The organism is Micromonospora sp. D75 (genome assembly GCF_018070405.1).
Taxonomy (GTDB): Bacteria; Actinomycetota; Actinomycetes; order Mycobacteriales; family Micromonosporaceae; genus Micromonospora; species Micromonospora chalcea.
On the sequence record NZ_JAGPXV010000101.1, the window covers coordinates 1 to 12,695 of the forward strand.

The following is a 12,695-nucleotide window of genomic DNA, read 5'->3' on the forward strand; positions in this document are numbered from 1 at the left end:
CGGCGACAGTGGTCGAGGGGTGCCGGCACGACATGGCGCTGGTCCGCGAGGAGACGTTCGGGCCGGTCGCCGCGGTGGTGGTGGTCGACTCGTTCAGCGAGGGGCTGCGCTGCGCGGCCGACTCCCCGTACGGTCTGGCCGCCACCGTGCTGACCGGCTCGATGAGCCACGCCCAGCGCGCCTGGCGGGAACTGCCGGTCGGCACCGTGAAGATCAATTCGGTGTTCGGCGGGGCACCGGGGGGCGCGGCCCAGCCGCGCCGGGGCAGCGGTCAGGGCTTCGGGTACGGCCCGGAACTGCTGGACGAGTTCAGCACCGTCAAGGCGGTGCACCTTCAGGCGCCGGGCGGCGGCCACTGGTGAGACGGCACGACACGAGCCCGGGACCGAGGCGGTCCCGGGCTCGACGCGTACCCCCAGGGGTCAGCGACCCCCGCGGGCCTTGCGGGTCGCGTTGTTGTTTGCCTTCTCGATCGCCTTGACCAGTTCCGGCTTGGTCATCCGGGACCGGCCGCGCACGTCCAGTTTCTTCGCCACCTCCATGAGGTGGCCCTTGCTGGCGTTGGCGTCCACCCCGCCGGCCGTCGGCGCGCGCCGGGCCGGGCCGCCGCCTTCGGCCTGCTTGTCGCTGGGCCCCTTGCGGCCCTTGGGCTCCCAGTGGTCGCCCACCTTCTCGAACTCGTGCTTGACCGCGGCGTAGGCGGTGCGGTGCGCCCGCTCCCCCTCGCCGTACGTCTCGACCGCCGAGTCGTGCGTCTTCTCCCAGGTCCGCTGCGCCTTCGCCGGGGAGCGCCGCAGCGTGCTGGGCAGTACCTCGCGCCCGGGCATCTCGTCCTCCTCCTGGAGTCTCGATCGGCTGCCTGGTGTGGTTCCCTCCCGTCCGGCGGGCAAACCGGCGCCCCGGTTTGTCGATTTCCCCCCGGGGGTACCGCCCGGCCACGCCCGGTGGCGGAGCCTGGAGGAGGCGGACATGACCGTGACGACACCACAGACGGTCGGCGGCCGGACGCGGTCCCGTCTCCCCCGCCGGATCCGCCAGCTCAACTGGCGTACCTGGCGCGGCGTGCTGGTGCGCAGCGGCAAGGGTTTCGTCACCGACAACTGCGCCGACTGGGCGGCGGCGCTCACCTACTACGGGGTGCTGGCGCTGTTCCCGTCCACGATCGTGGTGGTGGCGCTGGTCGGCCTGGTCTCCGACGGCCCGCGCACCGTCGACACCGTGATCGACCTGGCCGGGGAGATCGGCGCCGGCTCGGTGGTCGGCAACGACGCGTTCGTGGGTGTGGTGCGCAACGTGGTCGAGCAGCAGGGCTCGGCGAAGGTGCTGCTCAGCTTCGGTCTGCTCGGCGCGCTCTGGTCCGCGTCCGGGTTCATCGGCGCGTTCACCCGCGCCTCCAACGCGATCTACGGGGTGCGGGAGGGCCGGCCGTTCTACCGCCTGCGCCCGTTGCAGATCGGCATGGCCGCGGTGACGATCGTGCTGCTCGCGGTGGTGGCTACCGGGTTGATCGTCAGCGGCCCGGTCACCGACGCGGTGGGTGACCTGCTGCACGCCGGCGCGGTGGCCCGCACCACGTGGTCGGTGGCGAAGTGGCCGCTGCTCGCCGTGGTCGCCATGACGCTGCTGTCGCTGCTGTTCTGGATCGCGCCGAACGTGCAGCAGCCGCGGTTCCGCTGGCTCACCCCGGGCGGCGCGCTGGCGCTCGTGGCCTGGGTGCTCGCGTCCTTCGGCTTCGGCCTGTACGTGGCCAACTTCGGCTCGTACGACGTCACCTACGGCAGTCTCGGCGCGGTCATCGCGTTCCTGGTGTGGCTCTACCTGTCCAACTGCGCGTTGATGCTCGGCGTGCAGGTCAACGCCGAGCTGCAGCGCGGGCGGGCGATGCAGGCCGGCGTCGAGGACCCGGACGACCCGGTGCTGCCGCCGCGCGCCCCGGCCGACGACGAGAAGGCGGACGGGCAGCGGCCGGCCGACCGGTTGCCGCCCGGATGACCGGCTCTCCCGGCCGGCGCCGGTTTACCGGCGGTCCCCCGGGGCATCTCCCAAGGCATGGAACGTGGCAGCAGCAAGCACTCGCCCAGGGTCGACGACCAGATGAGCAGCGAGGTCAGCGGTCTCGTCCAGAGCGCCGGCACCGGCGGTTCGCGGGCCGAGGAGTTCCGGATCCCGGAGCCCGCCGGCGAGGACCAGCCGGAGGCCACCACGGCGCCGGCCGGGGAGCTGCGCAGCGGCACGCCGCAGGGCATGAGCTCCGAGGACGTCGAGGCGCGCAGCCGTCTGGGGCGGTTCATCACGATGACCGCCCTGCCCGGCGACCGGGAGGCGCTGCTGGCGAACGCGCGGGAGAACGAGGCGCCGACGGACATCGTCGCCGCCCTGGAGACCCTGCCCGCGGACGCCCACTACCAGACGATCTCCGAGGTGTGGGCCGCACTCGGGCACAGGAACGAGACGACGCGCTGGTGAGCGGGCCGGCCCACGGCCCGTACGAGACACACACCGGCGGAACAGGAGGAACCCCGACATGAGTGGCGTTACCGAGCACGTGGACGTGGACGTCCCGATCCGGACCGCGTACGACCAGTGGACCCAGTTCGAGGAGTTCCCCCACTTCATGGACGGCGTGCAGGAGGTGCGGCAGCTCTCCGACACGATGACCCACTGGACCGTCGAGATCGCGGGCGTGAAGCGCGAGTTCGACGCCGAGATCACCGAGCAGCTGCCGGACGAGCGGGTGGCCTGGCGCTCCACCGGGGGCACCCAGCAGGCGGGCGTGGTGACCTTCCACCGCCTCGACGAGGGGCACACCCGGGTCACGCTGCAGATGGAGTTCGAGCCGCACGGCGCGGTCGAGCAGGCCGGCGACAAGCTCGGCGTGGTCGACCGGCGCGCCAAGGGCGACCTGGAGCGGTTCAAGCAGTTCATCGAGCGGCGCGGTCAGGAGACGGGCGCCTGGCGCGGTGCGGTCGACCGGCCCATCCCCTGAGGCAACCTCCCCCGCCCTCAGCGGTCCAACGCGGCAGCCAGCGCCTCGGGCCGGCTGAGGGCCAGCAGATGCCCGCCGGGCAGGCGCTCGGGCGTGACGCCGAGCCGCTGCTGGGCCACCCGGGTCTGGAACTCGGCCGGGAAGAACCTGTCCGCGCCGCCGCTCAGGACCTCGGTCGGCACGTCGGGCCACGCATCAAGCGGCCAGGGCTGCGCGAACGGCGTGCCCGACTGCGGTGACCCACCCGCCATGGCCTGGTCGGTGATGTCCTGCGGCACGTCGTGGAAGAAGTACACCAGCGGATCGAACGGCCCGTCGGGAGAGCGGCCCTCGCGCCTGTCGCACTCCCGGCGGGCCTGGTCCTGCCCGGTGTTGGTCCACCAGTCGCCGCCGGTCTCACCGGGCGCCGGGATCATCGCGTTGACCAGGACCAGCCGTGAGACCGGCAGCCGACTGCAGACCAGTGGCGCGGTCAGGCCGCCCATCGACTGGGCCACCACCACCAGGTCCCCGCGGTCACCGGCCGCCTCGACCACTGTTTCCGCGTACTCCGGCAGTCCCGCGCTGTCGTCCGCGGCCGGGAGGTCGACGGCGATCGCCTCGTGGCCGCGCTGCTCCAGCAGGGGAACCAGGCGGTGCCAGTACCAGGCGTCGCCGCCGGCTCCCGGGATCAGGATGTACGTCGTCACGGTGCGAATTTAGCACCAGAGAGTGCTGTAGCGATACCATCAGCGGATGGCGCGCGCATACGACGATCCCTGCGGTCTGGCCCGGGCGCTCAACCTGGTCGGCGACAGATGGGCGTTGCTGATCGTCCGTGAGTTGCTGCTCGGACCGAAGCGCTTCACCGACCTGCGGCGCGGCCTGCCCGGCGCCAGTCAGAGCATGCTCACCGCCCGGCTCGCCGAGTTGGAGGAGACGGGAGTGGTGCGCCGGCGGCGTCTCGGGCCACCGGCGGGCGTCCGGGCGTACGAGCTGACCGAATGGGGGCGGGACCTCGAACCCGCCCTGCTGGGGCTGGCCAGGTGGGGCAGCCGGGGTCCGCTGACCTCGTCGGCGCAGCTGAGCGTCGACGCGCTGGCCCTCGCCATGAAGACCACCTTCGACCCGGCCGCGGCGCGCGACTTCGCCGTACGGTGTCAGCTTCTTCTCGACGGCGACAGCCTGCTCGTCACCGTCGAGGACGGACGCGTCGACGTGGTACGCGCCGACGCCGCCGATCCCGACCTGGTGATCCGGGCCGGCGCCGGGACCTTCCGCTCGCTCATCTTCGGTGGCGTGCCGTTGCATGCCGCCGACGTCGTCGTCCGGGGCGACGGCGAGGTCGCGGCCCGCCTACTGCGGCTGTTCCGGCGCCCCACGCCGGCCGATGGCCCACAGTGACGAAGCGAATGCTTTCAGCTACCTCTCAGGTGGCGTTGGTAGTCTCCCCGCGCGGCGTGATCCATTATGGACGCCGTTGATCTCGTTGCGGCACAAGGGTTCCAGGTGAATCTCTCCCCGGATCCCGGGTGCCGCACGTCCGGTGGCCGTCAAGGGAGATGTTCGTGGTGTTCAAGAGGATGCTGGGCGCGTTCGGGGTGGGCGGCCCCGCTGTCGACACGGTCCTGGCCAATCCGGGTACCCGCCCGGGGCTGATGCTGGGCGGGCAGGTGAACCTGACCGGCGGCAGCCACGACGTGGAGATCGACCACATCACCGTCGGGCTGGTCACCCGGGTGGAGATGGAGGGCGCCGAGCAGGAGTACGACGCCCTCGTGGAGTTCCACCGGGTCCAGGTCGCCGGCGGTCTGCGCCTGTCCGAGGGACAGCAGATGTCGCTGCCGTTCCAGGTGGCGATGCCGTGGGAGACGCCGGTGACCGACCTGTACGGGCAGCGCCTGCACGGCATGACGATGGGACTGCGCACCGAGGTGGCGATCCGCGGCGCCGTGGACAAGGGCGACCTCGACCCGGTGTACGTGCACCCGCTGCCGGTGCAGGAACGCATCCTGGAGGGCTTCGGCCGGCTCGGATTCCAGTTCAAGGGCGCCGACCTGGAACGCGGGCACATCTCGGGCCTGCGCCAGAGCCTGCCGTTCTACCAGGAGATCGAGTACTACGCCGCCCCGCAGTACGCCCACGCCGTCAACGAGGTCGAGCTGACCTTCGTCGCGAACGAGTACGGCGTAGACGTCGTGCTGGAGTTCGACAAGCGCGGTGGCCTGTTCTCCGGCGGCCATGACTCCTTCGGCCGCTACCACGTCGCGCACACCGACGCCGACCAGGTCGACTGGGCCGCTCAGGTCGACGCGTGGGTCCGCCAGGCCCTCGACGGCTACCAGAGCATGCACGCCGGCCACGGCTACGGGCAGCCCGCCTACGGCGCGCCCGGCTACGGACAGCCCGCCTACGGCGCGCCCGGCTACGGGCACGCCGCGTACGGCCACCACAAGGAGGAGCACCACGAGCGGCACGGTGGCCCGGGCATGGGCGCCGTCGCCGCGGGCGTGGTCGGCGGCGCCGCGCTCGGCTTCGCCGGCGGGATGCTCGCCGACGAGGTGTTCGACTCCTTCGGCGACGACGAGGGCGGCGACGAGGAGGAGTGAGCCCGGGGATCCACAGTGGATCTCTGGTACCGCTTCATGATCTAATTCCGTCAGGTTTGTCCGCAACCGGTCGGATTGCCCGACCGGAACTCGAAGGAGTGTGCATGCCCGTCACCGCCGACCTCACCAAGCTGGTCGACAAGGCCTACCAGGACAAGACCCTCACCGAGATCGTCGACGCCCCGGTGTCCGCCCTCGCCGGGGTCAGCGACGGCGACGCCAAGCTGCTCAAGGACGCCTTCAACATCACCACCGTCGGCGACCTCGGCCGCAACCCGTACTTCCGCACCGCCAACGCCCTGGTGGCCCTCACCGGCGCCAAGTAGCGCCATCGCCGATGCCCGGTGGCCCGGGAAGCGTTCCGGGCCACCGGGTGTCGGGATCGAAACGAGCCGGGACCGCGGCTGTCGCCGTGCCCGTTTGCGATCATCCGGTCCGGGTACCGCAGGGGAATGACCGACAACGACCGCCACGTGTGGCGCGACGAGGACCGCACTCCCCTGCACGAGCTGGACCAGGCCATCGCCCGGTCGGCCACGGACGGCCAGGGCGACGACGTCACCGCCAACGACGCCGGCGAGGAGGCCGCGTTCGGGCACGGCCCGGAGGCGGTGGACCGGGGCGCCGGCCCGGAGGCCGAGCGGCGCGAGATGACCGATGCGGACCGGGCCTACCGGCCGTCGACGATCGGGCGGACCGGCCCGGACAGCATGTGATCCCCGGACGGCTGCGGGCACCCGCGCCGATGCCCGTGGCCGCCGGATTCATGCTCGGCCGATACGACAAAAAGTGCGGTACGGACAGCCAGGAAAACGGACAGCCCATCCAGAATCGGCCGAACGGCTGACGGCACTCCCCCTGTCGCGCGCAAGACTTTCGGGATGCAACAGGGCTCCGGTTTCCTCTCCAACCGTCAGCGCAAGCTCGCTTGGCTGGGCTTCCTGCTCGCCGCGATCCAGGCTCCGGTCTCCGCCCGGTTCACCGAGGACAGCTCCTGGCTGTTCAGCCTGGTGGTCGCGCTGATGGTCGCGACCGTGATCATCGCCGACGACGGCGCGCGCCGCCGTCCGGCCGACGCCCGCTCCTCCGACTGAGTCAGCGTGTGCCGGGGCGCGCCTCGTGCCCCGGCATCCCCCGGCTGCGGCGGCGTTCCTTCATCTCGGCCTCGTAGAGGTGCCGCCGGCCCTCGACCAGCTCGTCGCGGGCCTGCCGGTCCAGCTCCCGGAAGAGCGCGTAGTACCCGTCGTCGAAGTCCTCGACGATCTGGAACGTCCACCGCCCGGCGATGACGTTACGCCCGAGCAGCTCCCGGTCGATCCGCTCGGCCAGGCCCGGGTGCCCGGCGCGGCGGAACATCTCCACGGCGTCGTCGAGCATCAGATCGGCGTGGCCGATCAGCTGATGCAGCTCGTAGAGGTGCCCGCGTGCCCGCTCGACGCACTCCAGGGCCTCGCTGAGCCTGCCCAGCGCCTCGACCGTGGCGTCACTCACCCCGTCGGGGCGGCGGTGCGCCCGGTCCGGGCCGTCGGCCAGATGTCCCATGGTGTCCCTCCGTGGGGCTGCTGCGTGCTCCTCGTGCCGGACTTCTGCCCCCGCACGGGCGACTCAATCCCCGCGGACGACGTGGCCGCTCTCCCGGACGACCCCGCAGTCCGCCGGTCGGCCGAGGTCGGTCCGCACCGGGCGGCGTTAGCCTCGGACACCATGCGCGTGCCGAACAACCGGGTCGCGACCCGCTCCGCGGCAGTGGCCGCGCGGTCGACCCTCACCACGCTGACCGCCGCCGTCGGCACCGCCGGCCTCGCCGCGGCCCACGCGAACCCCGGGCTGCTCGCCGAGGTCGACCAGCACGCCGCCGGGGTACGCGACAGCCTCCGCGGCGACCGCCACCCGCTCACCGTGGCGGCGCTCGCCGGATACGCCGAGGGGCTGCGCGACGCGGCGGCGGAGCACGGCTGGACGCCGCCGGCCGAGCCGGTGGACTGGTCCGCGCCGGACTGGGTGCTCACCCGCCTGCTGGCGGTCTGCCTGCTGGCCCGCGGACTCGACCCGCGTCACCTGGCCTGACCGGCAGCCGGCCGGACCCGGACACGGTTTCGGGGCGCCCGCCACCATCCCGCGGACACCCCGTCACCCGTTGCCGTCAGCCTCCCGGCCGGCGGAACTGCTGCGTCTCGTCGCCCATCTCGCCGGAGCGGTACGTACCCGCGCCCGACATCGACGACTGCGGCGCGGCCGGCGTCGGCTGCCCGCCCCGGTCGGCCATCTTGCGTTCGTAGTCGCCCCGGCCGGCCTGCTGCGCCTGCCGCTGCTGCCGGATCGCCCGGGACTCCTCGGCGGCCCGGTGCAGCCAGCCGTCCCAGCGGTCCTGCATCGGCTTGACCAGACCACCACCGACACCGACGATCAGGATGCCGGCCACGGTGGCGAGGAAGGCCACGAGCACCGGTGTGGTCACCGTGGTGGCGATACCCACCTGGTTCAGCGCGGCGATGATGCCGAGCGCCAGGATGAAGATCGCTGTCACGTCGGCCAGCACCCGGCCGTACGAGAGCCCGCCGAGCGCGCCGGAGACCAGGTCCCGGACGGCGTTGGCGATGGCGGCGGCGATCACCACGATCACGATCGCCACGAAGGCTCGCGGCAGCCAGGACACCACCCCGCGGATCAGGTCGCTGATCGCGTTCGGCCCCCACACCCCGAAGGCGAACTGCAGGGTGAACAGCAGGACCGCGTAGTAGGCCAGTTTGGCCAGGATGTCGCTGGCGTCGTACTTGGTGCGTTCCAGGGCCCGTTTGATACCGCCCCGTTCCACGGCGCGGTCGAACCCGACCCGTTCCAGTGCCGCGTCCACGATTTTGAGTACGGCTCTAGCGATGAGCCAACCCACGACGAGAATCGCGATGAACGCGATCGCTCGCGGTACGAAGAGCAGCACCGACCTCCAGAAGTCGGTCCAGGCCGCACCGATGTCGACCTGCCCGACCGCGAGGGTTTTCGGCATGATGTCCCTCCTGTCGCGTGAACTGCGCCGCCCGCATACCCGGTGACCTGGGCAGCACTCCGAGCCGGACCGGGCCAATTTCCCGACATGGGTGATCGAACCGGCCGTGACCTGCCCGAACGTCCGCGCCGCCGGAAGCCGGGACCCGCCACGAACGCATGATCGGAACCAGCCCGCCACGCTCCGGTTAGGCTGCGGTCATGCCAGGCACCGTCGGTCGGGTTCCCACACCGCCCGCCCCCGCACCGGGAGCGCCCGCCGATCCCGTCGTCCACGGGCCGCCCGCGCAGACCGGTCATCCGTGGGCCGGCACGCCGCTGGGCGCACCGCAGGGCTGGGATCCGGCGGTACGCGCCGTGATGGACGTGGTGCTCGCCTCCCCGGTGCCGATGGCGCTGCTCCTCGGCGACGACCTCGTCGTCTTCTACAACGACGGGTACGCCGAGCTGATCGGCGACCGGCACCCGCACGCGCTGGGCCGGCCGGCGGCCGAGGCGTTCGCCGAGGTGTGGCGTGATCCCGGCGCCGGCGAGGCGCTGGAGCGCGTCTACCGGCACGGTGAGCCGTTCCTGCAGCGGGAGGCGGTGCTGCCCGCCGACCGGCAGGGTCCGGCCGAGCCGGCCGTGTTCACCCGTGGGCACTGCGCGGTACGCGACTCCACCGGCCGGATCGTCGGCGTGCTCACCGTCTCGGCGCAGACCACCCAGCTGACCCAGCAGTTGCAGAGCCTGAGCGACTTCGCGGCGGCGCTGTCCGGCACGCTCACCCTGGACGACGTGGCCCGGGTGACGCTGCGCTACTGCCTGCACTCCTTCGACGCGGACCGGGTGTCGTTCGCGGTGGACGAGGGCAGCGCCTGGCGGCTGGTCCGCCGCATCCGCGGCGAACTGCTCGACGAGGCCGACGAGCGGCTGCCCCCGCTGTGGCGGCGGATGTCCGCCGAGTCGGCGCTGCCGGCGGTGGTGTCCGCGCGCAGCGGCGTGGCCTCGTTCACCGCCGACGGCCAGCCGCTGCGCGGCGTCGCGGCGGACCGGCACGACGAGAAGATCCGCGCGCTGGCGGCGCTGCCGCTGCGCACGAGTGTGGTCCGTGGCTCGCTCACCATCGGTTACCGGGAGCCGCGTCCGTGGTCCCCCGCGGAACGGGCGCTGCTCGCCGCGTCGGCGGAGCTGGTCGGCCAGGCCGCCGAGCGGGCCCGCCGCTTCGAGACCCAGCACGGCACCGCCCAGATGCTGCAACGCAGCATGCTGCCGGAGCGGCTGCCGGACCTGCCCCGGCTGCGTATCGCCGCCCGGTACGACCCGGGCGTGGACGGCAACGCCGCCGGCGGCGACTTCTACGACGCGTTCCTGCTGCCCACCGGCGCGCTCGGGGTGGTGCTGGGCGACGTGGCCGGGCACGACGTGCAGGCCGCCGCCCGGATGGGCCAGGTGCGCGCCGCGCTGCGCGCGCTCGCCCTGGTCGACCCTCGCCCAGACGCGGTGCTCGACGGCCTGGACCGGCTGGTCGCCAGCCTCGGTGTCGAGGGCGGCACCCAGGAGCTGTTCGTCACAGTGGTGTTCGGCGTGATCGATGCGGACCGGGAACTGGTCACGCTGGCCAGCGCCGGGCATCCCGCGCCGCTGATCCGGCGCGCCGGACCCGACGCGGCGGTGGCCGAGTTCGTCGACGTGCCGCCCGCTCCTCCGCTGGGCCTGGGCGGGCGGGCGCGTACCGCCACCGTGCCGTTCCGCCCCGGTGACACCCTGCTGCTCTACAGCGACGGCGTGGTGGAGCGCCGCTGGCAGGACGTGGCCGCCGGGATGGCGGGGCTGGGCGCGGCGGTGACCGGAGCGGCCGGCGGGGACCCGCGCGCGCTGTGCGCTGTCGCGACCGCCGCGGTGCCGGGCGCCACCGAGGACGACGTGGCGGTGCTCGCGGTGGAGTACGCGGTCCGGCCGAGCCGGTCGGCGAGCATGGAGGTGCCGGCCGAGCCGACCGCGCCGAGCCGGGTCCGGCACTGGATGACCGCGCAGCTCACCGAGTGGCAGGTGCCCGAGGCGGTGATCGGCGCGGCGGTGCTGTGCACGAGCGAGCTGACCACGAACGCGCTGCTGCACGCGGGCACCGCCGCCCGGGTCGAGGTCGACCTGTCCGCGGAGCGGCTGCTGGTGTCGGTGGCCGACTCGGGCACCCGGGGTCAGGTGACCCGCGCCCAGACCGACACGCTCAGCAGCCGGGGGCGTGGGCTCGGCCTGATCGAGGAGCTGAGCGACGCCTGGGGGACCGACCCGACCGTACGCGGATCGACTGTGTGGTTCGAGATCCTCATCCCGGCGGACGGACCGCGCGTCGGCGACGCCCCGGCCGGGTAGGAGCCGGACATGACCGACGACAAGCGCCGCGGTGTCCTCTTCGACGTGGACGGCACCCTGGTCGACACCACGTACCTGCACACGGTGAGCTGGTGGGAGGCGCTGCGCCAGGCCGACCACCGGGTGCCGATGGCGCGGATCCACAGGTCCATCGGCATGGGCTCGGACAAGCTCCTCGACCACCTGCTCGGCGCGGAGCGCGACCGGGACGCCGACGGCCGGCTGCGCGACGCGCACGACGCGCTCTACGGCGAGTACTGGGAGCGCCTCACGCCACTGCCCGGGGCGCGGGAGCTGCTGCGCGCCTGCGCGGAGCGCGGGCTGCGGGTGGTGCTCGCGACCTCGGCCGCCGAGCACGAGGTGACCGCGCTACGGGCCGCGCTGGACGCCGACGACGTGATCGACTCGGTCACCTCGTCGGCTGACGCGCGGGAGAGCAAGCCGGCGCCGGACATTCTGGTCGCCGCGCTGGAGCAGTCGGGGCTGGCCGCCGAGCGGGTGGTGTTCGTCGGCGACTCGGTCTGGGACGTCGCCGCCGCCGGCAAGCTCGACATCCCCTGCATCGGGCTGACCTGCGGCGGCACCGGCCGCGCGGAGCTGGCCGGTGCGGGCGCGGTCGCGGTGTACGACGACCCGGCCGCGCTGCTGGACGCCCTGTCCGACAGCGCCATCGCCTCGCTCGGCTGAGCGGCGGTCAACCGGCGGGCGCGCGCAGGCTTAGCCGGGTCCGCTTCGGGGCACTGCTGGACTCCACCGCCCGGCCGCCGGGCGTCGGAAGGGTGGTGCCGTGGAACCGGTCGATGTCGCGTTCGCTCTGCTGGGCGTCGGTGCGCTGCTGGCCGGGGTGCTGCCCCGGGTCCTGGAGCGACGGCCGCTGTCGATGCCGATCGCGTTCCTCGGGCTCGGCATGCTCGTCTTCGTGCTGCCCACCGGTCTGCCCACACCGGATCCGCTGCGCTGGCCGGAGCTGACCACCCACCTCACCGAGGTCGGCGTGATCGTCGCGCTGATGGGCGCCGGCCTGAAGATCGACCGTCCGTTGAGCTGGGCCCGCTGGTCGTCGACGTGGCGGCTGCTGGCGATCGCCATGCCGCTGTGCATCGCCGCGGTGGCGCTGCTCGGCTGGTGGTGGGCCGGGCTGGTGCCGGCCGCGGCGCTGCTGCTCGGCGCGGCGCTCGCGCCCACCGACCCGGTGCTCGCCTCCGACGTGCAGGTGGGCGAACCGACCGACGTGGAGGACTCCGAGGACGAGGTGCGCTTCGCGCTCACCTCGGAGGCGGGCCTGAACGACGGGCTGGCCTTCCCGTTCGTGTACGCGGCCATCGCGATCGCCACCACCGGGCTCGCGCCGTCCGGCTGGCTCGGCGAGTGGTTCGCCGTCGACGTGCTCTACAAGCTCGCCGCCGGGGTGGGCGGCGGGTTGCTCGTCGGCTGGCTGCTCGGCAAGCTGTTCTTCCGCGCCCCGAGCAAGCTGCGGCTGGCCCGGCACTCCGAGGGGTTCCTCGCGCTGGCCGCGACGTTCCTCGCGTACGGGCTGGTCGAGGTGATCGGCGGGTACGGCTTCCTGGCCGTGTTCGTGGCCGCCCGGGCGATCCGGGCCGCCGAGCGCACCCACGAGTTCCACTCCGTGCTGCACGACTTCGCCGAGCAGGTGGAGCGGCTGCTCACCGTGCTGTTGCTGCTGCTGTTCGGCGGCGCGGTGATCGGCGGGCTGCTCGCGCCGCTGACCTGGCCGGCCGCGCTGGCCGGGTTGGCCCTGGTGC

The 12,695-nt window shown here is 73.0% G+C and carries 17 protein-coding genes; 13 read left to right on the plus strand and 4 right to left on the minus strand.

What is annotated here, in order from left to right; translation table 11 throughout:
* A partial coding sequence (locus tag KBX39_RS09070; RefSeq protein WP_210869984.1) for an aldehyde dehydrogenase family protein occupies window positions 1-362 on the plus strand: 362 nt, incomplete at its 5' end.
* Between the two features lie 60 nt (window positions 363-422).
* On the opposite strand, the gene KBX39_RS09075 is transcribed toward KBX39_RS09070, so the two are convergent.
* On the minus strand, window positions 423-827 hold the full coding sequence (locus KBX39_RS09075; protein WP_210869986.1) for a ChaB family protein: 405 nt from the start codon (window positions 825-827) through the stop codon (window positions 423-425).
* 142 nt (window positions 828-969) lie between these two features.
* On the opposite strand from KBX39_RS09075, the gene KBX39_RS09080 reads away from it, so the two are divergent.
* The 3 genes from KBX39_RS09080 to KBX39_RS09090 are packed head-to-tail and all read left to right on the plus strand — an operon-like array spanning window position 970 to window position 2,986.
* Complete coding sequence (locus KBX39_RS09080; RefSeq protein WP_113973173.1) at window positions 970-1,992, plus strand: YihY/virulence factor BrkB family protein; 1,023 nt, start codon at window positions 970-972, stop codon at window positions 1,990-1,992.
* Window positions 1,993-2,049: 57 nt separating this feature from the next.
* On the plus strand, window positions 2,050-2,466 hold the full coding sequence (locus KBX39_RS09085; RefSeq protein ID WP_043325035.1) for a DUF2795 domain-containing protein: 417 nt from the start codon (window positions 2,050-2,052) through the stop codon (window positions 2,464-2,466).
* 58 nt (window positions 2,467-2,524) lie between these two features.
* Window positions 2,525-2,986, plus strand: a complete 462-nt coding sequence (locus tag KBX39_RS09090; RefSeq protein WP_030499861.1) for an SRPBCC family protein — start codon at window positions 2,525-2,527, stop codon at window positions 2,984-2,986.
* A 17-nt stretch (window positions 2,987-3,003) separates the two neighbouring features.
* Here the strand turns inward: KBX39_RS09090 and KBX39_RS09095 are convergent, their stop codons facing one another.
* The gene (locus KBX39_RS09095; RefSeq protein WP_064448759.1) at window positions 3,004-3,675 is read right to left on the minus strand and encodes an alpha/beta fold hydrolase; all 672 of its coding nucleotides are present in this window, start codon (window positions 3,673-3,675) and stop codon (window positions 3,004-3,006) included.
* 46 nt (window positions 3,676-3,721) lie between these two features.
* On the opposite strand from KBX39_RS09095, the gene KBX39_RS09100 reads away from it, so the two are divergent.
* The 5 genes from KBX39_RS09100 to KBX39_RS09120 all read left to right on the plus strand — a co-directional run bounded on the left by KBX39_RS09100 (window position 3,722) and on the right by KBX39_RS09120 (window position 6,668).
* On the plus strand, window positions 3,722-4,369 hold the full coding sequence (locus KBX39_RS09100; RefSeq protein ID WP_210869988.1) for a helix-turn-helix domain-containing protein: 648 nt from the start codon (window positions 3,722-3,724) through the stop codon (window positions 4,367-4,369).
* A 164-nt stretch (window positions 4,370-4,533) separates the two neighbouring features.
* Complete coding sequence (locus KBX39_RS09105; protein ID WP_210869990.1) at window positions 4,534-5,574, plus strand: sporulation protein; 1,041 nt, start codon at window positions 4,534-4,536, stop codon at window positions 5,572-5,574.
* A 104-nt stretch (window positions 5,575-5,678) separates the two neighbouring features.
* Window positions 5,679-5,900: a hypothetical protein gene (locus KBX39_RS09110; protein ID WP_018788305.1), complete on the plus strand. Its 222-nt coding sequence runs from the start codon at window positions 5,679-5,681 to the stop codon at window positions 5,898-5,900.
* A gap of 126 nt (window positions 5,901-6,026) precedes the next feature.
* Window positions 6,027-6,290, plus strand: a complete 264-nt coding sequence (locus KBX39_RS09115; protein WP_030270328.1) for a hypothetical protein — start codon at window positions 6,027-6,029, stop codon at window positions 6,288-6,290.
* Window positions 6,291-6,455: 165 nt separating this feature from the next.
* Window positions 6,456-6,668, plus strand: a complete 213-nt coding sequence (locus KBX39_RS09120; RefSeq protein WP_030499856.1) for a hypothetical protein — start codon at window positions 6,456-6,458, stop codon at window positions 6,666-6,668.
* 1 nt (window position 6,669) lies between these two features.
* Here KBX39_RS09120 and KBX39_RS09125 read toward each other — a convergent pair whose 3' ends face one another.
* The gene (locus KBX39_RS09125; RefSeq protein WP_030499855.1) at window positions 6,670-7,116 is read right to left on the minus strand and encodes a hypothetical protein; all 447 of its coding nucleotides are present in this window, start codon (window positions 7,114-7,116) and stop codon (window positions 6,670-6,672) included.
* 162 nt (window positions 7,117-7,278) lie between these two features.
* Between KBX39_RS09125 and KBX39_RS09130 the strand changes: the two genes are divergently transcribed.
* The gene (locus tag KBX39_RS09130; protein WP_043330355.1) at window positions 7,279-7,641 is read left to right on the plus strand and encodes a DUF6401 family natural product biosynthesis protein; all 363 of its coding nucleotides are present in this window, start codon (window positions 7,279-7,281) and stop codon (window positions 7,639-7,641) included.
* A gap of 76 nt (window positions 7,642-7,717) precedes the next feature.
* Here KBX39_RS09130 and KBX39_RS09135 read toward each other — a convergent pair whose 3' ends face one another.
* Window positions 7,718-8,578: a hypothetical protein gene (locus KBX39_RS09135; protein WP_043325037.1), complete on the minus strand. Its 861-nt coding sequence runs from the start codon at window positions 8,576-8,578 to the stop codon at window positions 7,718-7,720.
* Window positions 8,579-8,778: 200 nt separating this feature from the next.
* Here KBX39_RS09135 and KBX39_RS09140 point away from each other — a divergent pair, with 200 nt between their 5' ends.
* From KBX39_RS09140 to KBX39_RS09150, 3 genes are all read left to right on the plus strand, one after another.
* Entirely contained in the window at window positions 8,779-10,932 is a 2,154-nt protein-coding gene (locus KBX39_RS09140) for a SpoIIE family protein phosphatase (protein ID WP_043325038.1), read from the plus strand.
* Window positions 10,933-10,941: 9 nt separating this feature from the next.
* A complete protein-coding gene (locus tag KBX39_RS09145; RefSeq protein ID WP_043325039.1) occupies window positions 10,942-11,619 on the plus strand; it encodes an HAD family hydrolase in 678 nt (225 codons plus the stop codon).
* 100 nt (window positions 11,620-11,719) lie between these two features.
* Window positions 11,720-12,695, plus strand: a 976-nt coding sequence (locus tag KBX39_RS09150) for a cation:proton antiporter (RefSeq protein WP_210869992.1), incomplete at its 3' end; no start/stop codon positions are given.

Coding starts and splice junctions, on each gene's coding strand:
- KBX39_RS09115 (WP_030270328.1), top strand. CDS start 6,027: ATGACCGACAACGACCGCCACGTGTGGCGCGACGAGGACCGCACTCCC.
- KBX39_RS09085 (WP_043325035.1), top strand. CDS start 2,050: ATGGAACGTGGCAGCAGCAAGCACTCGCCCAGGGTCGACGACCAGATG.
- KBX39_RS09140 (WP_043325038.1), top strand. CDS start 8,779: ATGCCAGGCACCGTCGGTCGGGTTCCCACACCGCCCGCCCCCGCACCG.
- KBX39_RS09110 (WP_018788305.1), top strand. CDS start 5,679: ATGCCCGTCACCGCCGACCTCACCAAGCTGGTCGACAAGGCCTACCAG.
- KBX39_RS09075 (WP_210869986.1), bottom strand. CDS start 827: ATGCCCGGGCGCGAGGTACTGCCCAGCACGCTGCGGCGCTCCCCGGCG.
- KBX39_RS09120 (WP_030499856.1), top strand. CDS start 6,456: ATGCAACAGGGCTCCGGTTTCCTCTCCAACCGTCAGCGCAAGCTCGCT.
- KBX39_RS09145 (WP_043325039.1), top strand. CDS start 10,942: ATGACCGACGACAAGCGCCGCGGTGTCCTCTTCGACGTGGACGGCACC.
- KBX39_RS09130 (WP_043330355.1), top strand. CDS start 7,279: ATGCGCGTGCCGAACAACCGGGTCGCGACCCGCTCCGCGGCAGTGGCC.
- KBX39_RS09090 (WP_030499861.1), top strand. CDS start 2,525: ATGAGTGGCGTTACCGAGCACGTGGACGTGGACGTCCCGATCCGGACC.
- KBX39_RS09080 (WP_113973173.1), top strand. CDS start 970: ATGACCGTGACGACACCACAGACGGTCGGCGGCCGGACGCGGTCCCGT.
- KBX39_RS09135 (WP_043325037.1), bottom strand. CDS start 8,578: ATGCCGAAAACCCTCGCGGTCGGGCAGGTCGACATCGGTGCGGCCTGG.
- KBX39_RS09125 (WP_030499855.1), bottom strand. CDS start 7,116: ATGGGACATCTGGCCGACGGCCCGGACCGGGCGCACCGCCGCCCCGAC.
- KBX39_RS09100 (WP_210869988.1), top strand. CDS start 3,722: ATGGCGCGCGCATACGACGATCCCTGCGGTCTGGCCCGGGCGCTCAAC.